Genomic DNA, 15,435 nt, shown 5'->3' with positions numbered 1-15,435 from the left:
CCATTCCTCTGTTTCTTGTTGACATTCCCATCTTTTCATAAAAATCAATTCCGTCTTCATTAAATCCCCATACAGCCAACTATTTAGAAAATATTATCTTTTGAAACTATCTTATATCATTTATTTCTGATACTTTTCTAAACAAGACTTACATATGCAAGCTTTACCCCTTTTGTCATTAGGAATCAAATCTAATATATACTTTGGAAATTTAACTGTATCACACCAACATCCACCTTGCCCATGTTGACAATTATTATCTTGTCCACAAAGTGGACATATTTTCTTTTCTTCTCTAATACTCATTACTATTCCTCCTTCAACCTTTTCACTATCATTTATTAACTATATAATTATATATTTATTACATATTTAATATCAATATAAAACTGATATTTGATTTGTTTTTAACAATGTTATTTTATAATTGCTTCTGACACTATATAAGAATTTTGTGACATAGATTTTAAGGCCCAAAAACTAAAGTTCCTAACGTCCAATATAAAAAAGGTAGTGATATTAATATAGCATTGAAAATAATACTCCATTTTGCAAGGTTATTAGGCATAGTTTTTATTGACAAAACACCAAATAAGATCCCTATTGGACAGATTAAAGGTGTTAGCATTAAAGGCATGCCTTCTAATTTTTGATATGAAGTTATTTTTAAGAACCAATTCAATATGAACATAAAATTAATTAAAGGTATTGTAAAAGAAATAATGCCTAATATATTTCCAGTATTTTTAATGGAAAATTCACTCTTCATGTTCCTAGCCTCCTCCTACAGTTATAGGTTTAGAATCAGTATAATTCATCATAACACCTCTTCTAGTATAAATAATCTTTGTCGAACATAATTATATTAATACGCTCTAATAATTTTATATTCTACTGTACTTACTCATGAATTTGCACTAACCTTTCGTGTTGTCAACGATCACTATCCTTAGAGAAACTGTACTAACACTGTTAAATGTGCCTTGGTAATTGTTTAACTACTAACCTATATATAGATTATAAGTCATAAATTTACACATTGCTACACAAAAATAGTCCACCAGTCAAGGAGGACTATTTTTGTTAGTTGAAGAAGAGAATATCTCATAATTCTTTTCACTAACATTTTATGATAGATTATGTAGCTCATTTAATTTCAATGCAAGTTCCCTAGCTTTAACTAAAGCATCTATATCGTCTTTGGCGGGTATAGTATTTGTATGTATCGTACTTACACTACCAATTGACGTTGTATTCATTTGGCGAAAAATAATATTTGCAGTTCTTGATGAACGCTCATAATTTCGTGTATCTCCACCTGCTGAAATAATAAGCACACCATTTTTCTTTTTCTGTATAAATTCGCTGTCTTTTCGTATGGATCTTGAAACAAAAAATAGCTGTAATCTGCTTGCAAAGCTTAAAAGTTGTCCAGTAAGTTCAGAAAAATATAATGGAGAAGCTATTATTACATTATCAACTTCATTAAGGAGTTGATATACCTCTTGCATTCCATCTTTAATAGAGCACCCTTTGTTATGCCAGCAATATCTGCAATCTACACACGGACTAATATTATTGTCGTAAGTGTGAATTACTTGTACTTCTCCATCAAGATATTTTACCATTTCATTAACTAAAGTCATTGAGTCTCCATTTTTTCTTGGAGAACCACTAATAATTAGTGTTTTCATAATTCTCCTACCCCCACTTAATTTATAAATATCCTTAGATTATTTTTATCCTATAAACTCTTAATCATAATCAAACATGGTTTTTTTTCTCCCCATAATTCATTTATCTCTTCTAAGGGATAAAATCCAGCTTTATTTTATTATTTGAATCATATAACTTCCCCTTTGTATAATCTAGTTATAAGTTTTGATAAGAAACTTACAATGTATAACACATTAAAAAAGTGTTAGGAATATAAACAGACTTCATATCTTTTTCAAAGGCTATTACTTCATCTTCTGTTTTGCCAACCAATTCAAATCCACTCTTTAAATAAAAGTTTATAGCCCAATCGGCTTTATTATGTACTAATAATACTAACCTTCTAATTCCGATATTCTTTGCTTAAATTATTATCTCATCTAACACTTTTCCTCCATAACCTTTACGTTGATAATCCGTTAATACGTAAAGTACTACTATATATATAACTTCTTCATTTAAGTTCATACTAGCATAAAAACCAATTTTATTATTTTCATGAATTATTCTAATCTAGTAATAATTAGGCAATCCACTATCTTCATATTTTTTAGCTTGTCATTCAAAAGCCCCAAGCATTATTGGATCATATAATACTTTCGCATCTCTACAAACCTTTGCAATGAATTTAACATCATATACATCGGCTACTATCATCTTCATAAATCCTTCTCCTCTATCTGAATATAAAAATATCCCTTGTTGTGCTATAAGTATTAATCGTAAATATAATCGGTTGCCTAATGAAACTATTCAAATCTGTCATATATAGTATAGGTAAGGATTTCAAATTACCTCAGCCATTTCCCAAAGAGAATAGAGGTTACTTTAACGGGTAAATTATTTCCCTATTGGTTTCTTTCAAGTTCCTATAATAAAAATAGGTGTGTTCTGCTCCTACTGTGCAAAGAACTCTTTTCCCTTTATTAATATCTAAAGCCTTTTTTATCCTTTCAACCATAATCTGATTTCTACATGTCCAATATACATTATGTACATCCGGGTTTATGCTATTTTGAAAATCCTGTTTTTTCTCTACAATATTATTAAAATCCGATGAATTAAATGGTATTATACTTTTTCTAGCAACTTCCATGTAGCCACTCATTATTGATTCAAATTGTTTTTCTAAAGCATTGACTTCTAAATCTGATTTACCTTGAAAATAGTCCACATTTATTAAGTCATCTTCATACCAGTCAACAGGAATAAATTTAATATTATGCTTCTCGCATAAAGGTATTATTAAACTTCTATATTCATTAGGACCAAGATAACCTTCATATTCATTATTATTACAATGTTTTTGCCAATCTTCTGGTCGAACTTCTCCACAAATAATATCTGGGTTAAACCATTCAATAAGTTCCCCCATTTTTTCAAGCGAATAATTAAAATCTTTTCTCATTTCCTCACTATGAATTGTCCCCAAAATACCTAAAATAGACACCATTAACCCCTCCATGTAATTTATTATATGGCCATCTTATACGTCTATAACGTTTTAGTTGCTAGACTTTGATTACTGGATAGCCATAACTACAACAGTGCATTTTATTCAAATAATATATTTTTAATTTCTTTAAAATCTTCGATATAATAATCCGCAAATTCTTTTATTGTGTTATGTTCTTCTTTGTCTCTTTTTAGTAAATAGCCTGATAATATTGTCTTTATTCCTAATTGTTTTGCACCTTTTAATTCATCAGAACCACCGTCTCCAATAAACATGCAGTTTTCTGGATTAACATTCATTTTCTTTAGTGCAATTTCGTAGATTTCAGTTTGAGGTTTTAAATAGCCTACTTGATATGAAAATATTGTATCATCGAATAAATTATTTAGAGGAGATTTTTCCCAATGCATAACATCAATTATGTCTGCATTACTAAGCAAACATAACTTCGTCCCCTTCTTTTTTATATCTAAAAGAACATCAAGAATTGTTACATCTACATCAATTAATGACTTTTCAAATCTCTCTTCTCTTAATTTTAGAATTTCTTTTTTCTCACAAGCATTAACCGTTATCTTCATTTTTCGAATAATACTTTCAATTATCTTTTGAGGACTTTTTTCCTTGCCTGTTGCCCTTTTTACATATAATTCATTGTCTTCAGCATATTTTTCCCATTGTGTTTTTGTTATGCTTAGTACATCATTTTCATTTCTCAAATCACTATACTTTGGTGTTACCAGTGTAAAGAACAAGTCGAAAAATACAACATTTATATCATTCTTCATATTAAATCCTCGCTTTGTTTATTTATTGTTTGATAATTGCATGTGATTTAAAATATTTACCTCAACCTTAGATCCAGTAATTTGTTTTTTAACGTCAACGTTTCCTTTAACCAATTTTACAACGTCATTTCTACATTGATTTATATACCAGTTAGATATTTTATCTAACTCTATTTTTCTTCTGAAAACATTTGCTCTGTCTGAAACTATTTCTTCAATTATCTCACCACTTGGAGAAATCAGCATAGTAGGGCAATGTTGATTTTTATTTGCATTATTTGAACTTATAAGAAATCTTAGATTTTCAGTAGCCCTACTAACAAGATGGCTTCTCCATACAGCAATGTCACTTCCACCAACGGCATTTGTTAAATATACAAATACTTCTGCACCATTTAATGCTAACCATCTCCACTGCTCAGGGAATCTTATCTCTCTGCATAGTTGAATTCCTATATGTACAATACTGTTTTTAATAAGTAATTCACACACTGACAATTCGTTTCCCGCTTGAAAATATCCTCTTTCATGAACCGCTAAATTTATTTTCTTATATATAAAATCTGCACCAGTATATGAGTGACATATACCTGCATTAAGCCAATTACCATTTTCAAAGATACAAGACCCATATATTAGGTGAATCTTTCTATTTAGAACTTCTTGCTTAAGTTTTTCAATTGCATGTTCAAGTTTATGTATATCAATATTTTTAAGGAACGAAATATCATCAGAATAACCAGATAATGCTCCCTCAGGTAAAACAACTAAATCGTCTATTTCTGCTTCGTCTAAAATCGAAATTATATTCTTTAAATTGATATTGATATCAAATGTTATTGGGAATTGACCCACAAGCACTGATAATTCCATGAAAACCTCCTATTATCTAAAATTAGAACTAATTATAGAGTCCATATAGCATTTCTAATTCCATTCGTTCCTTAACCTAGCCACACTTTCAATTTTACAATGCTGTATTCGTAAATATTGTGGTTATAAATTTTACAAAATTGACTATACAAAAATTTTAAAATAGTGAATAGTCAAGAATTTAAATCTATTCAATTATTGTTTTATCATCACCAACTATAAGCAAGGCTTGTCTATCTGTTAAATGCATGATTGAATACTTAGTCTTTTGCCTCGCTTCCTTTATTATCTCCTTTTGTTCTTCTGAATAATGAGGTATGACTACTATGTTAGTAATGTTTAATCCGTTAAAATCACTTATACCAATATCATTTGAATCTGAATAATCAGGTATATTAATATTGGGTCCCGCTAGCAAACTACCAGCACTTACTCCTACATATAAAATTCCACGCTGTATTAACTTAGTTAATACGGTTTCGAATTTTGCTTCTCTAAGTTTATAAAGTAGGTAAAAAGTATTCCACAGACATACACTACACTTATTTCATTTAATATTTCATCAGGAATTGTGGAATCTAGATTATATATTATTATATTTTCTTCTTTTATTCCAACTGCTAAAAGTTCCTCCTTTGACTTTTCTACATAGTATAACTCTTCTTCTGTTCTTGAAGCAGTTGGAATAAATAAAATTTTGGTAATTGATGGATTATTATTAATCAACTTTAAGAACTCTTTTCCTATTTTAGGATTTTCAAACCCTGATGAAGTTAATAACTATAATAAACTCCTTCAATTATCCATGATTCTTTTGATAAAATCATCTGTAAATTTTCATTTCTTTTATTTATATCTGATTTTGTTTCATAAGAGCCACTTGAATTATCCCAATATAATTCATCTAAATCATAATGCTTTATGTGTAAATCCCTTGAAATTTTTTAAGAAATATATGTTTTACCGCTTCCAGAACCCCCAATAATATGAATCTTTTTTACTGTCATATAAAATCCTCCAGTAGAATTACATAGAATATGCTGTTGATTTACACTTAATCTTGTTTTTTAGATACAGTTAATTTAACTGTATCTATATCCGCTTAAACTTACGTAACGATAATAAAGCATCAAGAGTTAGGATTCCCATCCATTCAATCTTAGCAATTTCCCATTCTTCTAAATATTTGTCCCACTGCCATGCAGGCAAAATCTTACCATTTTTTACAAGTTTATCTATTAAATAATCTAAGTTCTGATCAATAAATTTACGCTCTATTCCAAAAAAGTTCATAGAATCAATGTTTATAAATTTTAATGGTGTGGGTACATAATTTATCCATTCAGATTGGGTTATGTTAACCAATTGAGAAACAGCTAATTTTAGTGTATTTTCAATTTGGCTAGAAAATTCTTCGTCTAGAACATTATACATATGAATATAACAAAATATTTCATGTTCTGAGTTAAATTCTGTACGTTTATTCAAATTAGATATAGCATAGTTTTTTAATGAATAAATATCTAGATTATTAAGATATTCTTTATACTTATAAAGATAGCCTATCAATTCAGCTGTAGGATTTCCCCATGAATAATCAATAACTGTCATATTTATATCATTTTTAAATTCCCACCAAGGTGCATGAGGATAGCTATTAACATTACTTGGAACGCTATACCAACCATTTCTATTACTATCAAAAGTTGACTCAAGATATTCAATAGCTTTTGCTATCATAGTTTGTGCCTTATCACTATTATCTAGCTTACTTAAATATCTTAAGCCAATGGATGTTGCCATGGGTGAAGACTCAATAAGTTTAAAATCCGGTTCGATACCTTTACCAAATCCTCCATCTAAGTTTTGAAATGCTTCTAATGAACCTAAGATATCATCAACACTTGAATTATTAAAATAATAATTGAATATAGATTTTTCCAATGGTCTAGCTACTGTATTCATAAAGCTATTTATTTGATTTAACAGAGTTTTTGATAATTTTTTCATATTCAAATCTCCTTTCTTTGACGGCAACTAAAAAAATAATGATTAATATAATAATTTAAATAAGATTTTGTGTTTACTATGTACAATATTCAATAATTTCTGCATGTGCAATTACAGCTTGATCTCTAATAGTCCTTATAAGCATACCGTGACTTACCACTATTACCTTTTGATACTTTGTATATTTTTTTAAAACGCTATCTATTCTTTTTTTCATACTTTCTGCTGTTTCCCATACTTTAAGTTCATCTTTTGGAGGTGTTCCATTATATAAATCAAAATCCTTACATAAATCAAAACAATCTTGAGAAGTTTTATGTTGAAAGTTTATAATATCTGGCACCCATTCGTGTAAATCTATATCAACCTCTAAATCTATTCCTAATTCTTTTGATAAAATCGCAGCAGTTTGTAATGCTCTTGTATAAGGTGATGAAACAATTATTTCACAATTTTTAAGTCGACTATCGTTAGCTGTTTTTTTAACTCCCTCAATTCCATTTTTAGTTAATGGTGCTAAATCTCTTCCATGTCCAATAAACTTTCTCTCATCAACTGGTTTATATGTTGGCTCTCCGTGCCTAACTAAATAAAAAGTTGTCATTTTATTCCCCCAATTTTTTTTTACAATCAGCTTATAACATTCGTTAACTATCCCAACATGAATCTTTGATTTTATTCGTAAAATATGAAACATGTAAACTTTCTTTTCTTATTTAACTTTGCAGTAGTATAGATGGGTTTCATATTCTAAAACCACATTTCCATTATTATTATACTTATCAAATAAATCTTGTAACTCTGATATCATAGGTTGAAAATTAGGATTACTTTCATTTGGAATATAAGAAAACGATGCTAGTTCTCCCTTTAATCTATCAAAGTCAGCTAATTGAGGATTATTAAAAACTTTTTTATGTACAGTTCTATAATCAAAAAACTTTGGCATAATGTCACCATTTGACTCACTAGTATAGTTTTCTCCATATCTTTCTATAAGTTCTAGATACTCGTGCATAAATCCATCTGATTTTACATTTCTAATATTCCATAATAAAACAACTACACCATTAGGTCTAAGTATTTTTAAAAACTCTTCCTTTGTTGGTTTTGGGTCGAACCAGTGAAAGGCCTGTGCAGCAATAATAATATCAACTGATTCAGATTTTAACTTAGTATTCTCAGAAGATCCATCAATAGAGTGAAAGTTATCATAAGTTTCGAGTAAATGTTCTGCTACTTGTCTCATATCTTCGTTTGGTTCCACAGCATACACAGTATTTCCATTATCTAAAAATGTTTTAGTACAAATTCCTGTCCCTGATCCTATATCAGCAATGACTGAGGTTTTGCTAAGCCCCGTGAATTCATGTAAATAACTTATTATTTCATTAGGATAACTTGGTCTATATTTGGCATAATTTTGAGTTCTACTACTAAATCTTTTCTTAGGGTTTAATTCTTCCAAATTCATATTTAATACCTCCATATAAATTAACTTCACATAACGTTATCAAATATATCTTATAATTCTTTCTTGAAAACTTCTGTATCTATTCCAAGTTCATCTTTTGTTTTACATATATATTTCCAGCCTAGTTTTCTATAATAAGCTGCTGTATGCTCTGTTCTCAAATATAAATCTTTAAATCCAAATTTCTTTGTAACCACTTCTAATTCATTCATTAGTTCTTCCGCTATTCCCCTACCTCTATATATATCCTTAACATAAAGTGCACCTAGCCATGGAGTCAATTGCATTGTCTTCAAATCATTCTGAAATAATGTTATAGTTCCAAGACAAATATTATCTTCAACAGCTATTAAGGTAATAGGAATAGAATCTTTTCTACGATTATGTAAAGCTCGAATTACGTAATCTAAATCTATATCATTTCTAATATTCTGAACAAATTCTTTATATAACCAGCCAGCTACCTCATTAATGCATTCTTTATTATCAATTAAATGTACAATTACCATCGTATCTTCACTCCTTATCTGCAATAATCATAAACTATATCATTTCAATTACTAAGCTTATATTTCATATAACGTTTCTTACTACAGGCACCTGCGAACCTTAGTGTGACCGAACTTAGGATGTCAAGAGGGCTTTATAGTTTTCTAATGCAAAGCGAACTGAAGTATATTATTATATGCAGTTCCGCTACCACCAAAGTGTCAATTATAATTACTCTCTGTTTGCTTAGAAATTACATTGATTCTTTTACAAATCTGATTTACAATCACATTTATGGGTAACGAACCATCAATTATAAGGTCACAATTAGGTTTTATTGTATTTAACATCTCTAAGTAAGCGAATCTACCCTGAGATAAATAAATATTTAGGTCATTTAGTACATGTTCTATAGAACTTTCTTTAAAATCTCTCAATATTCGTCTCGCCATCGCTATATCAAGCGGTGCATCAATAAATATTGTGAAATCTATATATTTGCACATTTCACTATGTATATAAGCAAATGGATAATCAAGTAATATGTACTCTAATGATTGTAATGGATCAGAAAGTAATAAGAATAAATCATTAACCAAAGGTGCCAATTTCCATTCTTTATAATCTGCTCCTCTCTCAACCCAATCACATATGTCATCAGGTCCATCAAATTCATAATCATCAAAGAATAACGCTTTAGAGCTAGTCAATATTTTGTTCAAATGAGTTGTAATAGTGGTCTTTCCACCACCTGAAATTGCAATAACTAAAGGCTTACTAGTGTTCATTGTATTCCTCCAAAATTTAAATAATTTTTTTAGGATTCGTCTAGTAGTTCGTGTTGCCCATGTTCCTACTCCCTAGCACGACGAGATTGACGACAGTCTTCAACATCGAATTGGTTAAAAGATATCTGTTGTAAATCATTAAAAGTAACCTTGTAAGTTAATTTATATTAGCAGATAATTGAGTTGCCATACCAAAGGGTATGATTTGTTATTTACTAATATATATAATCATGCCTAATCAGTCCAAAGTAACATACATTAAAATATTGCTTATTAATATAAGCATAATGTCTCAATAATCCCTCTAGAACAAAACCTGACTTTTTCAACACCTTTGTCGATGATTTATTAGCCTCCATTGCTAAGGCTTCAATTCGTTCAGTCTTAGTATCTTCAAATAAATATTTCACTAGAGCTTTTGTTATTTCAGTTGCATACCCATTACTCTAATATTCAGGTAGTAAATTGTATCCAATTACCGCTCTGTTATTTTGGTTGTTATAAGTTAAAATACCAGCTTCCCCAATATATTTTACAGAATCTTTTAAAAATAAAGCTTGAAAATCCTGTTTGTTTTTATCATAGTTTTTCAATACAATTTCAAGAAGATTTTTTGAATCCTCAATTTCATTTGTAGCTATTTTGCTTGAAAATTTCACTATTCGCAATGATACGGTAATAAGTCATCAATAGTAAGGATTATATTTTTTTTCATCATTACCTCACATTTATGATTTTCATCATGAATTTGACAAATAAATTCTCTACATCTTCCACAAGGTGGAATTATTGTTCCATCTTTATAAACTGCAATCACTTTTACTATTTTGCTCTCGCCAGCAGTAATCATAGTAGCAATGGCAGCATGCTCTGCACAAAACCCCATAGAACTTGGTGTATCAATACATACACCAGTATAAACTCTTCCACTTTCACTCAAAATTGCTGCAGCAACTGAACCTGAATAAGATTTTTTCGAAAGTTTTTTAGGATTTAATGTATTTTTTGCAATATCATATAATTCATCAAATGTCATAGTTATTCTCCTTTCATACTATGTTTATTATAAATATTCTTCGCCTTATTTTACTAACACTTCGCTCCTCAACTAACTAACCTATATATAGATTATAAGTCATAAATTTACACATTACTATATAAAAATAGTCCACCAGTCAAGGCGGACGTCAATATTTTATTATACAAAGTTTAGGCCCACCACTTTAAGCCAGTCCTACTCCAGTTATCTTTGAATATTATTCATACTACTTAATAAGTAGTGGTGCAATACATGAAGATTGGGATTTAATTTATGTTTTGAAAACTACTGCTAGACCATTTTCTTTTATTTCATTTAGTTCATTTGCTTTAAACAAACCAGCATTATAAAGGTTGAAAAATTCCTGAGAAACACTTTGATCAAAAATAAGCATATCATCAGTATTTATAGTTACTTTAATCCCATTATCATATAGTTTTCTAATGGGATGAACTTTATAACTTTCTACCCTACTAAGTAAAACATTACTTGTCGGACATACATTAAGCTGTATTTTGTTGTCACATAACCATCTCATGACACTTTGAGAATTTGCGGCAGCTATTCCATGTTGTACCTGGTCAAGTTCTAATTCTTCTACAGCCTCTCTAATTAATTCAGCTGTTCCAAATTCACCTACATGTGCTTTCAAAATCAAGCCTTTATCTTTAGCTTTTCTATATACTTTTTTAAAACTTGGAACAGCAAATTCATCTCCATACATATCAATGGATTTGAAATAATTCTGAGCTAAAAACTGATTTAGCCTTTCATTTATTTCATCAATAGGTGTAAATGAGCTCAATGCTATTTCTGGCATGAAAAGAATCTCTGGAGCAAAACTTTGGTGAATTCTTTTCAATGCTTGTACCATATTATCTACAGAGTTGTCATACCAAACTACTTCCCCAATACCGAAACTCATATTAAGTACCTTAACACCATCCATCTTTGCCTGTACAAAGGCTGCTTCTATTAGTTTTTCATAACCTAACGTTCCTTTTAGCAAGAGTTTAATATTTTGTCTATACCACTGCTGCATATCATCAAGACCCTTAAAATTAGGCGGCTTTGGTATACTTACACCAGCCCATTCTTCGATGTATCTTTTATTACCACCTATTGAGCTATGGTTGTGTAAATCTCCTTTTGGTATTTTCTCATTTCATCTAAATCGTTACTTTCTAGTGCACTAATAAATTTTTCTCTCATATTACACCCCTCAATGTTAATTTGTCATAAAAGTGAATTAGAAATAATTTAACGTTTTTGCGCAAGAAACAGCACACATAGATATTGTCTTACTATGAATCCACCATATCTATTTATAAGTTCCCTCACCTTAACCTCAGCTGCTTGCCTATCATTTTCACTAGCACTTAGATATGTATTACCTGTTTTCATAAATCCTATATACTCGTCAGCTGTATATCTTTGAGCCCATGGGAATCTATATACTATAGCTTCTTTGAAACAACCACTTGATTTTATTTCCTCTATATGAGACTTGATACGTTCCTCACAAGATGCTTCAGACTGTAAAAGAAACATTCCTGTTTCACTAAGTTCAGCGTCGATTGGCTCATTATAGGTTAGATAGAGATTCCAAAACAATCCAATAAATCCGTTAGACTTTAATGCACTTGCACACTTTAGAAAGCCTATAGGCTTTGGAACCCAATGAAAGGCTTGTGCTGAAATTGCTAAATCAAAATATCCCTTCCTCTCCTCCCAAGCTTCTAAACGACATGTACAATATTCAACCAGGCTAGTAGGTCCAAATCTTTTCATTGCTACTGCCGCTAAGTTTTCTCCAGGTTCTATGCAATACATATTAAACCCTTTGTTAACAAATAATTCTGTTGCCTTCCCACTTCCAGCACCTATTTCAAGTATTCTTGAATTAGTGTCAATACCTGTTTCACTAATGATACAGTTTATAAGTTCTTGTGGATAACTAGGTCTAAATTTATCATAATAATCTGATGCCAAATCAAATGTTTCACTTTGATTTTTCGAGAAATTACTATCTTTAATCATACGAAAACCACCTTTTTAATTCTATAATTTAATTGTAATAGAATAATCTTACAATAGCAAAACATTAATATTGAAAAATAAGTTAAATAAATCTTATTTAAGTGTTATAATTTATATGTAATATGACTGTTTTAAGTCATATATATCAAATTTTAGGGGTATGGTGTTTATGGATAACTTTGTTTACATATTATGTAATAAATTTGAATACGACTTTTTATCAGCTTGGATTAAATACAATAGGATTAAAGAAGGTATTAGTCAAGAAGCTTTAGCCCGTGGAATATGTTCTACCAGCCACTTAAGCTATTTCGAAAATGGTAAAAAGAAACTTAGAAGTGAGTTAATAGAGGCTTTGTTAAAAAAGCTAAGAATTACTAATATAACAGACGCAAAGGATATTGGGTTAATCCGTCAAAAATTTCATACATTGATGTTTCAAGTAGAAAGTTTTGACTATGAATCTGCTGAAATTACTTATAATGAGTTATCTACTTTAGAAGCGCTTATACGTAATTCACCTTATAACATAGAATTTAATATTTATTCTCTAATGTACGATATTTTAGTGGAAAGAAAAAGCTATAATGAACTGGAATCTTCTATTAATATGCTAGATAAAGTTTACAGCAGTTTAGACCAAAATCTTCAATATGTATATATGTTAAGTACAGGAAGATTTCTCTATGAATATATAAGCCACACTGAAGGCATCAGAAGATTAGAGAAAGCTTACAAAATCAAGGAAACACCATGGATTAATTATCGCTTGGGTGTGGCTTATTCTCTAAACTGGCAGCATTTAAAAAGTATTATTTATCTGGAGAAGGCATTAAATAGTTATTCACTTTCAGGACGATACAGGAATTCCCTAGAGTGTCATAGTTTTTTAGGTTCAAGTTATATTTTTTTAAAAATGTACGAACAGGCGGAATTTCATTTAACCTCTGTAGCTAATGGTTCTGACTATTTTACTCTAGATAAAAATATTTTTGCTGTATATACTAACCTGGCTAAACTATATTTGGAAATGGGTAAGTATGATAAAAGTATTGAATATTGTCATCTTGCTATGAAGCCATTAAACTCATGGGAAACTGATAAACGCTGGACAAAATCTGCATGGCATGCAAGTGAACAACCCATACTTGGTGCTTGTATCTGCATAGAAGCCCATAAAAAATTAAATGATGTTTTCAATTATAAAGAAATATTCGATAAATTCTTAACTGATTCATATAAAAATTCAGTGCATTACAATTATCTTTATTGTTTATCTTTAAGTATTTTTAACTTTAATGAAGATATATTTTATAAACAAGTAACAGATATTATATTACCATTATATAGAGATACAGGATATTTAGATATTCATTATAAGATAACGCTTTTACTAATAAAACATCTTGAAAGCAAGAGAAAATACAAAGATGCAAATAACTTATACCATGAGTTATTAAGTTAAATCTGATTAATTGAAATTATTATTTAATCCGGTCATTCTTTGGTATAAATGTATATCCATCAAAAACTTTTAAACCCTCATCTGACATAAATGGACCTATGACCTCTATTTTTTTCTTACCTGTGTTAAGTATGCTGTCACAGCTTGGCTTTGTCCTACCACCACTCATTTGTTGAAGCATACTTTGAGATACACTAAATATCACCTTGGAAATGCGTGCCCATTTGATTGATCCTGAGCACATAACGCAGGGTTCTGCACTTGAATAGAGTGAATATCCTTGTAAATTAAACTTGTGATTTAACCTACAATATTCACTAATTAAGGCTAACTCTGCATGAAACGTGGGGTCACACAACTCAATGCTACGATCATATGATTTATGAACTATTTGTGCATTATATACAAGCACAGCTCCAAAAGGATCCTCCCCTTTATCTCTAGCATATTGTGCCATTTCAATTGCTGCTAGCATAAAATACTCATCAGAAAATGCCAAAGCAAATCACCTCTTCTCCAAGATAAAACCTTTTATTAATCCAATAACTTATGAGCAATCATTTTTTACTAAGACGGTTCGTTCTAAAACTGAACCTTATTTAATATTATTTTTAGTTATCCCAAATATTAATCTATCTTCATATTCATCAGTTCTCTTATTATAAGCAGATTCCTTTTTAAATCCTTCTCTCAGAAATCCTAACTTTTCACTTAATTTAATTGAAGCAATATTATCTGGATGTATTAATGCTTCTATTCTATTTAGTCCAATTATTTCAAAGGCAAATTTAATGATTTCAGGTGATACCTCTCCCATTGTATTTTGTCTCCAGTACTTTTTATTAAGCATAAATCCTATCTCTGCTTGAGAGTTGCAAATATTAAAATCATGGAGTGTAATTAAACCAACAACTGTATCATTTTCTTTAGTAGCTATGCACCATCTGATAAATTTTTTATTTTTAAATCCTTGTAAAAAGGCTTGTACAGATTTCTCTGCTTGTTCTATTGTATTCATAGTACATATCGGCTGATATTTTACTGCATCTTCATCTGAATATATTTCATAAAGTGATATATAATCTTGTTCTTTCACTTCTCTTAAGATAAATCTTTCACTCTCAAGTTGAGGAAAGTTGTCAAATTCAAAATTCATTTTACTCATTATGTTCTACCCCTCTTTGATAATATATTTTCAAATCATTCTCTTGCAATCACTTTCTTCTAAGCTTATTTTTTATATTATATTTAATTATGTCTTCATTTCATGGAAATACCTATTAGTTAACCCCTCTAT

The 15,435-nt window shown here is 29.8% G+C and carries 19 protein-coding genes and 2 pseudogenes; 1 reads left to right on the top strand and 20 read right to left on the bottom strand.

Going from position 1 to position 15,435, the window contains the following annotated elements; genetic code table 11:
- Positions 1-120: 120 nt before the first annotated feature.
- From G9F72_RS13895 to G9F72_RS13810, 18 genes and pseudogenes are all read right to left on the bottom strand, one after another.
- Positions 121-306 (bottom strand): cysteine-rich CWC family protein, encoded by a 186-nt coding sequence (locus G9F72_RS13895; RefSeq protein WP_164955252.1) that lies wholly within the window; start codon positions 304-306, stop codon positions 121-123.
- A gap of 160 nt (positions 307-466) precedes the next feature.
- Complete coding sequence (locus tag G9F72_RS13890) at positions 467-769, bottom strand: hypothetical protein (protein ID WP_164955251.1); 303 nt, start codon at positions 767-769, stop codon at positions 467-469.
- 358 nt (positions 770-1,127) lie between these two features.
- A complete protein-coding gene (locus G9F72_RS13885; protein WP_164955250.1) occupies positions 1,128-1,694 on the bottom strand; it encodes a flavodoxin family protein in 567 nt (188 codons plus the stop codon).
- Between the two features lie 385 nt (positions 1,695-2,079).
- Positions 2,080-2,220 (bottom strand): GNAT family N-acetyltransferase, encoded by a 141-nt coding sequence (locus G9F72_RS13880; RefSeq protein ID WP_411955955.1) that lies wholly within the window; start codon positions 2,218-2,220, stop codon positions 2,080-2,082.
- 319 nt (positions 2,221-2,539) lie between these two features.
- Positions 2,540-3,169: a hypothetical protein gene (locus G9F72_RS13875; RefSeq protein WP_164955196.1), complete on the bottom strand. Its 630-nt coding sequence runs from the start codon at positions 3,167-3,169 to the stop codon at positions 2,540-2,542.
- Positions 3,170-3,270: 101 nt separating this feature from the next.
- Complete coding sequence (locus G9F72_RS13870; RefSeq protein ID WP_164955248.1) at positions 3,271-3,960, bottom strand: HAD family hydrolase; 690 nt, start codon at positions 3,958-3,960, stop codon at positions 3,271-3,273.
- 18 nt (positions 3,961-3,978) lie between these two features.
- Positions 3,979-4,833 carry a carbon-nitrogen hydrolase family protein gene (locus tag G9F72_RS13865; protein WP_164955247.1) on the bottom strand — a complete coding sequence of 285 codons (855 nt, stop codon included), beginning with the start codon at positions 4,831-4,833 and terminating at the stop codon, positions 3,979-3,981.
- 187 nt (positions 4,834-5,020) lie between these two features.
- Positions 5,021-5,559, bottom strand: a pseudogene (locus G9F72_RS13860) (Type 1 glutamine amidotransferase-like domain-containing protein).
- A gap of 366 nt (positions 5,560-5,925) precedes the next feature.
- Positions 5,926-6,843, bottom strand: coding sequence for a hypothetical protein (locus tag G9F72_RS13855; RefSeq protein ID WP_164955246.1), 918 nt, complete (start codon positions 6,841-6,843; stop codon positions 5,926-5,928).
- A gap of 76 nt (positions 6,844-6,919) precedes the next feature.
- Positions 6,920-7,447: a histidine phosphatase family protein gene (locus G9F72_RS13850; protein ID WP_164955245.1), complete on the bottom strand. Its 528-nt coding sequence runs from the start codon at positions 7,445-7,447 to the stop codon at positions 6,920-6,922.
- Positions 7,448-7,555: 108 nt separating this feature from the next.
- Positions 7,556-8,317, bottom strand: a complete 762-nt coding sequence (locus G9F72_RS13845) for a class I SAM-dependent methyltransferase (protein ID WP_164955244.1) — start codon at positions 8,315-8,317, stop codon at positions 7,556-7,558.
- 50 nt (positions 8,318-8,367) lie between these two features.
- A complete protein-coding gene (locus tag G9F72_RS13840) occupies positions 8,368-8,826 on the bottom strand; it encodes a GNAT family N-acetyltransferase (RefSeq protein ID WP_164955243.1) in 459 nt (152 codons plus the stop codon).
- Between the two features lie 201 nt (positions 8,827-9,027).
- Entirely contained in the window at positions 9,028-9,594 is a 567-nt protein-coding gene (locus G9F72_RS13835) for a hypothetical protein (RefSeq protein ID WP_164955242.1), read from the bottom strand.
- 215 nt (positions 9,595-9,809) lie between these two features.
- Positions 9,810-10,025 (bottom strand): annotated as a pseudogene (locus tag G9F72_RS27630) (GNAT family N-acetyltransferase); the annotation flags it as partial.
- A gap of 15 nt (positions 10,026-10,040) precedes the next feature.
- Complete coding sequence (locus G9F72_RS13825; protein ID WP_164955240.1) at positions 10,041-10,253, bottom strand: hypothetical protein; 213 nt, start codon at positions 10,251-10,253, stop codon at positions 10,041-10,043.
- Entirely contained in the window at positions 10,253-10,630 is a 378-nt protein-coding gene (locus tag G9F72_RS13820) for a cytidine deaminase family protein (protein ID WP_164955239.1), read from the bottom strand. Before G9F72_RS13820 ends, G9F72_RS13825 begins: the two co-directional genes overlap by 1 nt.
- Positions 10,631-10,904: 274 nt before the next feature.
- A complete protein-coding gene (locus G9F72_RS13815) occupies positions 10,905-11,675 on the bottom strand; it encodes an adenosine deaminase (RefSeq protein ID WP_224676131.1) in 771 nt (256 codons plus the stop codon).
- A 218-nt stretch (positions 11,676-11,893) separates the two neighbouring features.
- On the bottom strand, positions 11,894-12,673 hold the full coding sequence (locus G9F72_RS13810) for a class I SAM-dependent methyltransferase (RefSeq protein WP_164955238.1): 780 nt from the start codon (positions 12,671-12,673) through the stop codon (positions 11,894-11,896).
- A 169-nt stretch (positions 12,674-12,842) separates the two neighbouring features.
- Here G9F72_RS13810 and G9F72_RS13805 point away from each other — a divergent pair, with 169 nt between their 5' ends.
- The gene (locus tag G9F72_RS13805; RefSeq protein WP_164955237.1) at positions 12,843-14,138 is read left to right on the top strand and encodes a helix-turn-helix domain-containing protein; all 1,296 of its coding nucleotides are present in this window, start codon (positions 12,843-12,845) and stop codon (positions 14,136-14,138) included.
- Positions 14,139-14,157: 19 nt separating this feature from the next.
- On the opposite strand, the gene G9F72_RS13800 is transcribed toward G9F72_RS13805, so the two are convergent.
- The gene (locus tag G9F72_RS13800) at positions 14,158-14,637 is read right to left on the bottom strand and encodes a nucleoside deaminase (RefSeq protein ID WP_164955236.1); all 480 of its coding nucleotides are present in this window, start codon (positions 14,635-14,637) and stop codon (positions 14,158-14,160) included.
- A gap of 96 nt (positions 14,638-14,733) precedes the next feature.
- Positions 14,734-15,303, bottom strand: coding sequence for a GNAT family N-acetyltransferase (locus G9F72_RS13795; protein WP_164955235.1), 570 nt, complete (start codon positions 15,301-15,303; stop codon positions 14,734-14,736).
- Between the last annotated feature and the right edge of the window lie 132 nt (positions 15,304-15,435).

The organism is Clostridium estertheticum, from assembly GCF_011065935.2.
Classification (GTDB): domain Bacteria; phylum Bacillota; class Clostridia; order Clostridiales; family Clostridiaceae; genus Clostridium_AD; species Clostridium_AD estertheticum_A.
The sequence above is the reverse complement of the archived record's forward strand: the minus strand, read 5'-3'. Positions and strand labels throughout refer to the sequence as shown.

Coding starts and splice junctions, on each gene's coding strand:
- G9F72_RS13815 (WP_224676131.1), bottom strand. CDS start 11,675: ATGCAGCAGTGGTATAGACAAAATATTAAACTCTTGCTAAAAGGAACG.
- G9F72_RS13850 (WP_164955245.1), bottom strand. CDS start 7,447: ATGACAACTTTTTATTTAGTTAGGCACGGAGAGCCAACATATAAACCA.
- G9F72_RS13845 (WP_164955244.1), bottom strand. CDS start 8,317: ATGAATTTGGAAGAATTAAACCCTAAGAAAAGATTTAGTAGTAGAACT.
- G9F72_RS13840 (WP_164955243.1), bottom strand. CDS start 8,826: ATGGTAATTGTACATTTAATTGATAATAAAGAATGCATTAATGAGGTA.
- G9F72_RS13820 (WP_164955239.1), bottom strand. CDS start 10,630: ATGACATTTGATGAATTATATGATATTGCAAAAAATACATTAAATCCT.
- G9F72_RS13835 (WP_164955242.1), bottom strand. CDS start 9,594: ATGAACACTAGTAAGCCTTTAGTTATTGCAATTTCAGGTGGTGGAAAG.
- G9F72_RS13805 (WP_164955237.1), top strand. CDS start 12,843: ATGGATAACTTTGTTTACATATTATGTAATAAATTTGAATACGACTTT.
- G9F72_RS13810 (WP_164955238.1), bottom strand. CDS start 12,673: ATGATTAAAGATAGTAATTTCTCGAAAAATCAAAGTGAAACATTTGAT.
- G9F72_RS13855 (WP_164955246.1), bottom strand. CDS start 6,843: ATGAAAAAATTATCAAAAACTCTGTTAAATCAAATAAATAGCTTTATG.
- G9F72_RS13875 (WP_164955196.1), bottom strand. CDS start 3,169: ATGGTGTCTATTTTAGGTATTTTGGGGACAATTCATAGTGAGGAAATG.
- G9F72_RS13795 (WP_164955235.1), bottom strand. CDS start 15,303: ATGAGTAAAATGAATTTTGAATTTGACAACTTTCCTCAACTTGAGAGT.
- G9F72_RS13870 (WP_164955248.1), bottom strand. CDS start 3,960: ATGAAGAATGATATAAATGTTGTATTTTTCGACTTGTTCTTTACACTG.
- G9F72_RS13885 (WP_164955250.1), bottom strand. CDS start 1,694: ATGAAAACACTAATTATTAGTGGTTCTCCAAGAAAAAATGGAGACTCA.
- G9F72_RS13865 (WP_164955247.1), bottom strand. CDS start 4,833: ATGGAATTATCAGTGCTTGTGGGTCAATTCCCAATAACATTTGATATC.
- G9F72_RS13895 (WP_164955252.1), bottom strand. CDS start 306: ATGAGTATTAGAGAAGAAAAGAAAATATGTCCACTTTGTGGACAAGAT.
- G9F72_RS13890 (WP_164955251.1), bottom strand. CDS start 769: ATGAAGAGTGAATTTTCCATTAAAAATACTGGAAATATATTAGGCATT.